Raw genomic sequence first — 9,440 nt, forward strand, 5'->3', positions numbered from 1 at the left:
TGTGTATAAGGGACAGGGCCAGGACGGCGGGGGCGGTGGACGGGTCGTCCGGGGGCAGCATCACCGTCAGGCCGCCCGCCCGCTGGACGTGTGCCGGGTACGCGGCGGGGAGGAGGGCGGCCGGGAGGTCCCAGGCCACGCCCCAGCGGGCCCGGGTGAGGTATGTGGTGACGCCGATGAGGGGCATGCCCATGGTCTTCCTTCCTCGTGCGGTCATTCTCGGGTCAGCTCCTCCTCCGCCGCCGCCAGGGCCGCGAACTCCTCCTCGGGCGCGTTCGCCACCAGCCGGTGCCGGCTGTAGAGGGCGAAGTAGCCGGCGGCGACCGCGTAGACGGCCAGGGCGATGAGCGCCGCCGTGACGTCGACCAGGAAGGTCGCCACCAGCGCCGCGCAGGCCAGGACGAAGGCCGTGGTCGAGGTGGCCACGCCGCCCGGGGTGCGGTAGGGCCGGGGCAGGGCCGGTTCGCGGCGGCGCAGGACGATGTGGGAGAGGGACATCAGCGCGTAGGAGATGGTGGCGCCGAAGACGGCCACGTTGAGCATCCGCGCCCCGTCGCCCGTGGCCGCGGCCAGGGTGAAGCCGATCGTGCCCGGGACGAGCAGGCCGAGCCAGGGGGCCTTGCGGCGGCTGGTGAGGGAGAGGACACGGGGGAGGTAGCCGGCGCGGGAGAGGGCGAAGAGCTGGCGGGAGCCGGCGTAGATGAGGGAGAAGAAGGAGGCGATCAGTCCGGCGAGGCCCGCGTAGTTGACGACCCTGGCCAGGACCCGGCCCCCGCCGTCGGCGTCCAGGGCGGTGACGAGCGGATTGCCGGCCTCCTGGAGGGCGTTCGCGCCGCCCGCGCCGGTGGCGGCCAGGAAGGTGAGCAGGGCCAGGAGCAGCAGGATGCCCATGGACGTGGCCATGGCCCTCGGCAGGGTACGGGCCGGGTCACGGGTCTCCTCGGCGGCCAGCGGTACGCCCTCGACGCCGAGGAAGAACCACATCCCGAACGGGAACGCCGCCCAGATGCCCAGCAGGCCGAACGGCAGCCAGGAGGACGAGCCGAAGGCGTGCGGGTCGGCCGGGATGTCGTTCAGCCGACCGGTGTCGAAGTCCGTGAAGGCGCCCGCCGCGAAGACGAGCAGAGCCGCCACCGCCACCCCCGTCACCAGGAAGCTGAAGCGCAGGGCCTCGCCCACGCCCCACAGGTGGATGCCTATGAAGACGACGAAGCAGCACAAGTACACCGGCCAGCTCGACGTGAGGCCGAACAGGCGCAGGGATTCCACGTAGTCGCCGATGAAGATGGAGATGGCGGCGGGAGCCAGGACGTACTCGATGAGGATGGCCGTTCCCGTGAGGAACCCGCCCCAGGGGCCCAGGGCGCGGCGCGCGAAGCCGTAGCCGCCGCCCGCCGTGGGGAGGATCGCGGCGAGCTCGGCGAGGGCGAAGACCATGCACGTGTACATCAGGCCCATCAGCGCGGCGGCGACGGCGAGCCCGCCGAATCCGCCGTGGGCGAGGCCGAAGTTCCAGCCGGAGTAGTCGCCGGAGACGACATAGGCCACGCCCAGGCCGGTGAGGAGCAGCGGGCCCGCGCTGCCCCGGCGCAGGGAGCGCTTCTCCAGATATCCGGAGGAGGAGCCCGGGGAGGAGCCGGGGGAAACCGTGCGTTCGGCCATGGGCGCTCCTGACGGCGAGGTATCAGGCAAAGGTTTCGCGCCATACCTTTGTGGTGCCGACGGCCGCCGCGCAACCCCTGTGCGTTAAACCGGGGTTACGAACCCGGGCGCCGGGCCCCCTCACGCCAGGAAGCCCCGCAGCAGCGCCGCCGTGCCGTGGCAGTGCTCCCGCATGACCTCGCGCGCCCCGTCCGCGTCCCCGTCCAGCATGGCCTCCACCAGCGCGGTGTGCTGCCGCTGGGAGTGTTCCAGGTTGCGCACCAGCAGCGGGATGCAGTCCAGCAGGTCGTTGACCGTGGCCCGCACGGCAGCGTACTGGGCGGCGAGCGTGGGGGACCCGGACAGTTCGGCCACGGTCAGGTGGAACAGGGTGTCCCGGCGGCGGTAGTCGGCCAGCGGCGCGTCGTGCGTCGCGGCCAGCACCGCCCGCAGCCGCGCCGCCCCCTCGCCGGCTCCGGCGCCGGCCGTCCCGTGCGCGGCGCACAGCCCCGCCGCGCCCACCTCCAGCACCTCGCGGAAGCGCAGCACGTCCTCGACGTCCACCCCCGCCAGCCTCCGGCGCAGTTCGTCCTCGCCGGCCGTCGCCGGGCGGGGGAGCACGAACGTGCCGCCGTAGCGGCCGCGCCGGCTCTCCACCAGGCCCTGGTCCGCCAGGACCTTCAGCACCTCGCGCAGCGTCACCCGGCTGACCCGCAGCCGCTCGGCCAACTCGCGTTCGGCCGGAAGTCGTTCGCCCTCGGCCACCAGGCCCAGCCGGATGATCTGGAGTATCTGCTCCAGCGTCTCCTCGAAGCCGTTGCCCGCGCGGACCGGCCGCAGCACCGGCGACAGCCGGCCCGTCACGCTGTCGTTCACGCTGCCGCTAGCGGTTCCGTTCACGCTTCCGTTCATGGTCCCCCTTCCCAACCAATGGTCTACGGGCCTACCTTAAGACCCCCGGACGCACCGACAGGAGGCACACCGTGGCTGACCGCACGCCCCCGCTCACGGTCGACGAGCTGCGCCGGCTCGTCGATTCCGGGGAGATCGACACCGTCGTCCTCGCCTTCACGGACATGCAGGGACGGCTCCAGGGAAAGCGGTTCGCCGCCCGGTTCTTCCTCGACGAGGTCCTGGAGCACGGCACGGAGGGCTGCAACTACCTCCTCGCCGTGGACGTCGACCTCAACACCGTCGGCGGCTACGCCATGTCGTCCTGGGAGCGAGGCTACGGCGACTTCGCCATGCGCCCGGACCTCACCACCCTGCGCCGCACCCCCTGGCACCCCGGCACCGCGCTCGTCACCGCCGACCTCGCCTGGCACGACGGCTCACCCGTCCTCGCCTCCCCGCGCCAGATCCTCCGCCGCCAGCTGGACCGGCTGGCCGAGCACGGCTGGAGCGCGCACGTGGGCACGGAGCTGGAGTTCATCGTCTTCAAGGACAGCTACGAGAACGCCTGGAACCGCGGCTACCGCGACATGACCCCCGCCAACCAGTACAACACCGACTACTCCGTCCTCGGCACCGGCCGCGTCGAGCCCCTGCTGCGCCGGATCCGCAACGAGATGGGCGCGGCCGGCATGACCGTGGAGTCCGCCAAGGGGGAGTGCAACCTCGGCCAGCACGAGATCGCCTTCCGCTACGACGAGGCGCTCACCACCTGCGACCAGCACGCCGTCTACAAGACCGGCGCCAAGGAGATCGCCGCCCAGGAGGGCATGGCGCTCACCTTCATGGCCAAGTACGACGAGCGCGAGGGCAATTCCTGCCACATCCACCTCTCGCTGCGCGACGAGGCCGGGCGGCCCGTCTTCGCGGGCGATGAGGGCCCGTACGGGATGTCGCGGATCATGCGGCACTTCCTCGCCGGACAGCTCGCCGCCCTGCGGGAGTTCACCCTCCTCTACGCGCCGAACATCAACTCCTACAAGCGCTTCCGCCCCGGCTCCTTCGCCCCCACCGCCGTCGCCTGGGGTCCCGACAACCGCACCTGCTCCCTGCGCGTCGTCGGCCACGGCCATTCGCTCCGCTTCGAGAACCGGCTGCCCGGCGGCGACGTCAACCCCTATCTGGCCGTCGCCGGCATGGTCGCCGCCGGGCTGTACGGCATAGAGCGGGAGCTGGAGCCGCCGGAGGTCTGCACCGGCAACGCCTACCGGGGCGACGCGGCGCACGTCCCCGCCACCCTGCGGGAGGCCGCGGCCCTGTGGGAGGCGAGCCCCCTGGCCAGGGCCGCGTTCGGCGACGAGGTCGTGGAGCACTACCTGAACATGGCGCGTGTCGAGCAGGACGCGTACGACACCGCCGTCACGGACTGGGAGCGGTTCCGCTCCTTCGAGCGGATGTGAGGATCCGTACAGTGCAGGAGACGCACGACATCGTGAACCCGGCGACCGAGGAACCGGTCGCCACCGTCCCGGCGGCCACGCCCGAGGACGTGGACGCGGCCGTACGACGCGCCGCCGGCGCCCAGCACCGCTGGGCCGCCCTCGCCCCCGGCGACCGGGCCCGGCAGCTGCGCCGCTTCGCCGACGCGGTCGACGCGCACCTGGAGGAACTCGCACAGCTGGAGGTCCGCGAGGCGGGCCACCCGATCGGCAACGCCCGCTGGGAGGCGGGGAACGTCCGCGACCTGCTGGAGTACGCCGCCGGGGGAGTGGAACGGCTGACCGGCGCCCAGATCCCCGTACCCGGCGGGCTCGACGTCACCTTCCACGAACCGCTCGGCGTCGTCGCCGTCATCGCCCCGTGGAACTTCCCGATGCCCATCGCCGCCTGGGGCCTGGCCCCCGCGCTGGCCGCCGGGAACGCCGTCGTCCTCAAGCCCGCCGAGACCACGCCGCTCACCGCGCTCCGCCTTGCCGCCCTCGCCCTGGAAGCGGGGCTTCCGGAAGGGCTGTTCCAGGTGCTCCCGGGCGCGGGCCCGGTGGCCGGGGACGCGCTCGTCCGGCACCCCGGCGTCGCCAAGGTCGTCTTCACCGGCTCCACCGCCGTCGGCCGGAGCATCATGGCCACCTGCGCGGAGCGGGTGAAGCGGGTGACGCTCGAACTCGGTGGCAAGAGCCCCAACATCGTCTTCGCCGACGCCGACATCGAGCGCGCCGCGGCCGCAGCCCCGGACTCCTTCCTCGACAACACCGGCCAGGACTGCTGCGCCCGAAGCCGCGTCCTCGTCCAGCGGTCCGTGTACGACCGCTTTCTGGAGCTGCTGGAACCGGCCGTGAAGTCCTTCACCGTCGGCGACCCCACCGACCCGGCCACGCGGATGGGCCCGCTGATCTCCGCCGCGCACCGCGAGCGCGTACGGTCGTACGTCCCCGAGGGCGCCCCGGCGCTCATCCGCGGCGAGGTGCCCGCCGGCAAGGGCTTCTGGTACCCCGCGACCGTCCTGGAGGCGGGCCCGGACGACCGGGTCGCCGTCGAGGAGGTCTTCGGGCCGGTCGCCGTCGTCATCCCCTTCGAGGACGAGGCCGAGGCGGTACGCCTCGCCAACGCCACCGAGTACGGGCTGTCCGGCTCGGTCTGGACCCGGGACGTCTCCCGCGCCCTGCGGGTCTCCCGGGCCGTCGCCGCCGGCAACCTCTCCGTCAACTCCCACAGCAGCGTCCGCTACTGGACCCCCTTCGGCGGCTTCAAGCGGTCCGGCCTCGGCCGGGAGCTGGGCCCGGGCGCGCTCGCCGCGTTCACCGAGACCAAGAACGTGTTCGTCGCCATCGATCCCCTTGTCGACCCCCTTGAGGAGAGCAAGTGACCGACCAGCAAGCCGTCTGCCGCCGCCTCGTCGGCCGCACCGCCGTCGTCACCGGAGCAGGCAGCGGCATCGGCCTGGCCAGCGCCCGGCGGCTCGCCTCCGAAGGCGCCCACGTCGTCTGCGCCGACATCGACGAGAACGCCGGCAAGGCCGCGGCCGACGAGGTCGGCGGGCTCTTCGTCCGGACCGACGTGACCGACCCCGGGCAGGTCGAGGCGCTCTTCCAGGCGGCGTACGAGACCTATGGGTCCGTCGACATCGCCTTCAACAACGCCGGGATCTCGCCGCCCGAGGACGACTCCATCCTCACCACCGGCCTGGAGGCCTGGAAGCGGGTCCAGGAGGTCAACCTCACCTCCGTCTACCTCTGCTGCAAGGCCGCGCTGCCCCATATGCGGCGGCAGGGCCGGGGGTCCATCATCAACACCGCCTCCTTCGTGGCCGTGATGGGCGCGGCCACCTCGCAGATCAGCTACACCGCCTCCAAGGGCGGCGTGCTGGCGATGTCCCGCGAGCTCGGGGTGCAGTTCGCCCGCGAGGGCATCCGGGTCAACGCGCTGTGCCCGGGGCCGGTGAACACCCCGCTGCTCAAGGAACTGTTCGCCAAGGACCCGGAGCGCGCGGCCCGCCGGCTGGTGCACGTGCCCGTGGGACGGTTCGCCGAGCCGGAGGAGATCGCGGCCGCCGTCGCCTTCCTGGCCAGCGACGACTCGTCCTTCGTGAACGCCGCCGAGTTCCTCGTGGACGGAGGCATCGCGGGGGCCTATGTGACCCCGTTGTAGGGTCCATGATCGAAAGCCGGGAAACCGGCCGGCCGGTCCAGGATCCGGCGCCGGCCGGCCGGTCCCCGCTTGTGTCCCCGTCCGTCACACGCACCAAAGAGAGCTCATGCGCACCACGTCCGCCATAGTCGTCGGCCTTGCCACCGCCGCCGCCCTCGCCGCCGCGCCCGTCCCCGCCGGCGCGGCCCCCGCCCACGACCGCGCCCCCCGCGCGAACTGCCCTCAGCTCGACACCAAGCTCCCGTGGTTCGGTGACAACCGCGCCAAGCTGCAGAAGATGATCGACGAGCGCGGCACCTGCTCCGGCAAGCGCGGCCCGCGCCCGGTCGCCGCGTTCGACTGGGACAACACCGTCGTCAAGAACGACATCACGGACGCGACCCTCGCCTGGGCCCTGAAGCACGACAAGATCCTGCGGCCCGCGCACTGGACGGACACCAACGCCTTCCTGACCCCCGCCGCGGACAAGGCGCTCACCAAGGCCTGCGGCACGGCCGTCCGCGTCGGCCGCCCGCTGCCCACCTCGAAGAACACCGCCTGCGCCGACGAGATCTTCGAGATCCGCGAGAAGTCGAAGACCATGGCGGGCGAGGACGCCTTCGCCGGCGACTGGAACCACCGCCGCACGGTCCCCGGCTACGCCTGGATCCCGCAGCTCTTCGCCGGCCACACCCCGGCCGCGCTCACCTCCTTCGCCCGCCAGGCCCGCGCCGAGCAGCTCGCCGCGCCCGTCGGCGCGACGCAGAAGGTCGGCACCCACACCCTCGCCGGGTACGTGCGCTACTACGACCAGCAGAAGGACCTGATCCGTACGCTCAAGGCGGCCGGTTTCGACGTCTACATCGTCTCGGCCTCCTCCGAGCCGATCGCCGAGGCCTGGTCCGACGGGGTGGGCCTCGACCGGAAGCACACCATCGGCATCCGCAATGTCACCAAGCACGGCCGGCTGACCCCTGTCATCAAGGGCTGCGGCGGTGTCGAGACCGGGCGCGGTGACGCGCTGCCGTACATGGACGGCAAGCGCTGCATGATCAACCAGGAGATCTTCAAGATCAAGGGCGCCGCCGCCTGGAAGCAGCAGGACCCGGCCCACCGCATCGCGCTCGGCGCGGGCGACGCCGACACCGACGTGACGTTCGTGAACGACGCGACCGGCGCGCACGTCGCCATCAACCGCAACAAGTCCGAGCTGATGTGCCGCGCGTTCGACGACGCCGACGGCCGCTGGGTGGCCAACCCGATGTTCATCGACCCGATGCCGCGCAAGTCCGGTGCGTACCCGTGCTCGACCACGGGCGCCACGGCCGCCGACGGCACCAAGGTGCCGGTGCGGCGCGCCGACGGCAGCGTGATCCCGGATCAGGTGGACAAGGCGGCGTTCTGACCGGCTTCTCACCGATTGAAGGAACGTTCCTTCGCGAGAATTCCGCTGCGGGGACCGGTGGCCATGTGCCACCGGTCCCCGCGGTCGTTACGGCTGGGCCGTCAGGCCGTCAGCACCCGCATCAGGTGCGGCAGCAGGCGGTCCGGGAGGCTGTCGTCCCCGCCCCGGGCGGCCTCGGTCAGCCGCAGCAGTGTCAGGCCCTCGTGGAGGGCGACCGCCAGTCGTGTCAGATCGGCGGGGTCGAGGGCGGGCGTACGGCCCGCCCGGGCCAGCAGCCGTTCCATCAGGCCCGTCAGCGCCGTGATCACGCGCTCCTCGTGCGTCGCGAGCTCCCGGGCGAGGGCCGGGTCGCGCATCGCCTGCAGCGTGAACTCCATCGACGCGAGGAACCAGCGCCTGCTCTCCTCGCCACGGGCGGCCAGGTGCTCCAGCAGGACGGCGAAGGGGTCGGCGCCCTCCGGCAGCGCCGCCAGCGCCGCGTCCACCCCGGCCACCAGCCGCTCGGCGTGGTCGTCGTAGAGCGCGAGGAACAGCTCCTCCTTGTCCCGGAAGTTCGAGTAGAAGGCCCCGCGCGTCAGCCCCGCGCCCTCGCAGATGTCGCTGATCGACGTGGCGTGGAAGCCCTTGTCGGTGAAGAGCGCCCGGGCGCTCTCCCGCAGCTTCCCGACCGTTTGCGGACGCGTTTTCGTCGGCGACTTCGGCATGAACCCTGCCCTCTTCTCCCTGGGAGGTCTACGATACATCTTGTATCGGATGCATGATGTATCCGATACAAGATGTATTCGTTTCGTCCACAGGAGGCCACCGCCATGTCCGACACGATGCTCGCCGGCCGGCTCGACCTGCGCTCGGGCCGCTTCGCCGTCGAGGAGATCCCCGTACCCGAGCCCGGCCCCGGCCAGGTCCGGATCAAGGTCGAGGCGGCCGGCATCTGCCTCTCGGACGTCCACCTCATCGACGGCAGCCTCAAGCCCGTCTTCGCCACGGCCGACAAGGTCACCCTCGGCCACGAGACCGCCGGCGTCATCGACTCCTTCGGCCCCGGCGTCCCCGAGGAGTGGACCGTGGGGCGGCGCGTCGTCCTCCAGGCGGGCGAGCGCTGCGGGAGCTGCGCCTCCTGCGTCCGCTTCACCGAGCCGTGCCTCCAGCTGCGCACCCGCGGCGTCGACTACGACGGCGGCTGGGCCGAATACGCCCTGGCCGCCCACCACACCCTGGTCGCCCTCCCCGATGACCTGCCCTTCGACCAGGCCGCGATCATCCCGGACGCCGTCTCCACCCCCTGGGCCGCCATCACCCGTACTGGACAGGTCCGCCCCGCCCGCCCCGCCGGGGTCTGGGGCGCGGGCGGCCTCGGCGCCCACGCCGTCCAGCTGCTGCGCCTCGCGGGGGCGGCACCGATCATCGCAATCGACCCGCTCCCGGCCGCCCGGCAGCGGGCGCTCGACTTCGGCGCCGACCTCGCCGTGGACGCCATGGACCCCGAGGCGCACCGGAAGATCCTCGCCGCCACCGGTGGGCACGGCCTGGACCTCGCCCTCGACATGGCCGGCGTCCCCGCCGTGCGCGAGCAGGCCGCGCGCTGCCTCGCCCTGGACGGCCGCCTGGTGCTGGTCGGCCTCCACCCGGCCCCGCTGACCATCAGCGACAGCATCGGGTTCAGCTTCAAGCAGCAGCGGATCCTCGGCCACTACGGCTCGCAGCCGGGCCATGTGAGCGAACTCGTCGAGCTCGCCCGCCTCCACCGGCTCGACCTCGGCCGGTCCATCAGCGGGACGCTCCCGCTCGCCGAGGCCGCCGCCGGGGTCGAGCGGCTCCAGAAGAAGGAGGGCGACCCGATCCGGCTGATCCTCGTGCCGTAAGGGTCGGGGTTTGTGGG

9 protein-coding genes are annotated in these 9,440 nt (G+C 72.4%); 5 read left to right on the forward strand and 4 right to left on the reverse strand.

Going from position 1 to position 9,440, the window contains the following annotated elements:
• From K6I33_RS25865 to K6I33_RS25875, 3 genes are all read right to left on the reverse strand, one after another.
• A partial coding sequence (locus K6I33_RS25865) for a gamma-glutamyl-gamma-aminobutyrate hydrolase family protein (protein ID WP_229356937.1) occupies nucleotides 1-217 on the reverse strand: 217 nt, incomplete at its 3' end.
• A complete protein-coding gene (gene eat, locus K6I33_RS25870) occupies nucleotides 214-1,662 on the reverse strand; it encodes an ethanolamine permease (protein WP_229356938.1) in 1,449 nt (482 codons plus the stop codon). The genes eat and K6I33_RS25865, both read right to left, overlap by 4 nt.
• A gap of 120 nt (nucleotides 1,663-1,782) precedes the next feature.
• On the reverse strand, nucleotides 1,783-2,553 hold the full coding sequence (locus K6I33_RS25875; RefSeq protein ID WP_229356939.1) for a FadR/GntR family transcriptional regulator: 771 nt from the start codon (nucleotides 2,551-2,553) through the stop codon (nucleotides 1,783-1,785).
• A 71-nt stretch (nucleotides 2,554-2,624) separates the two neighbouring features.
• Here K6I33_RS25875 and K6I33_RS25880 point away from each other — a divergent pair, with 71 nt between their 5' ends.
• The 4 genes from K6I33_RS25880 to K6I33_RS25895 all read left to right on the forward strand — a co-directional run bounded on the left by K6I33_RS25880 (nucleotide 2,625) and on the right by K6I33_RS25895 (nucleotide 7,561).
• On the forward strand, nucleotides 2,625-3,992 hold the full coding sequence (locus K6I33_RS25880; protein ID WP_229356940.1) for a glutamine synthetase family protein: 1,368 nt from the start codon (nucleotides 2,625-2,627) through the stop codon (nucleotides 3,990-3,992).
• Between the two features lie 11 nt (nucleotides 3,993-4,003).
• On the forward strand, nucleotides 4,004-5,395 hold the full coding sequence (locus K6I33_RS25885; protein WP_229356941.1) for an aldehyde dehydrogenase: 1,392 nt from the start codon (nucleotides 4,004-4,006) through the stop codon (nucleotides 5,393-5,395).
• Entirely contained in the window at nucleotides 5,392-6,177 is a 786-nt protein-coding gene (locus K6I33_RS25890) for a 3-oxoacyl-ACP reductase (protein ID WP_229356942.1), read from the forward strand. Before K6I33_RS25885 ends, K6I33_RS25890 begins: the two co-directional genes overlap by 4 nt.
• A gap of 106 nt (nucleotides 6,178-6,283) precedes the next feature.
• Nucleotides 6,284-7,561, forward strand: a complete 1,278-nt coding sequence (locus K6I33_RS25895; RefSeq protein WP_229356943.1) for a haloacid dehalogenase-like hydrolase — start codon at nucleotides 6,284-6,286, stop codon at nucleotides 7,559-7,561.
• Nucleotides 7,562-7,662: 101 nt separating this feature from the next.
• Here the strand turns inward: K6I33_RS25895 and K6I33_RS25900 are convergent, their stop codons facing one another.
• A complete protein-coding gene (locus K6I33_RS25900; RefSeq protein WP_229356944.1) occupies nucleotides 7,663-8,265 on the reverse strand; it encodes a TetR/AcrR family transcriptional regulator in 603 nt (200 codons plus the stop codon).
• Between the two features lie 105 nt (nucleotides 8,266-8,370).
• Here K6I33_RS25900 and K6I33_RS25905 point away from each other — a divergent pair, with 105 nt between their 5' ends.
• Nucleotides 8,371-9,423 carry a zinc-binding dehydrogenase gene (locus K6I33_RS25905; protein WP_229356945.1) on the forward strand — a complete coding sequence of 351 codons (1,053 nt, stop codon included), beginning with the start codon at nucleotides 8,371-8,373 and terminating at the stop codon, nucleotides 9,421-9,423.
• Nucleotides 9,424-9,440 lie beyond the last annotated feature (17 nt).

The organism is Streptomyces sp. UNOB3_S3 (genome assembly GCF_020740895.1).
Classification (GTDB): Bacteria; Actinomycetota; Actinomycetes; order Streptomycetales; family Streptomycetaceae; genus Streptomyces.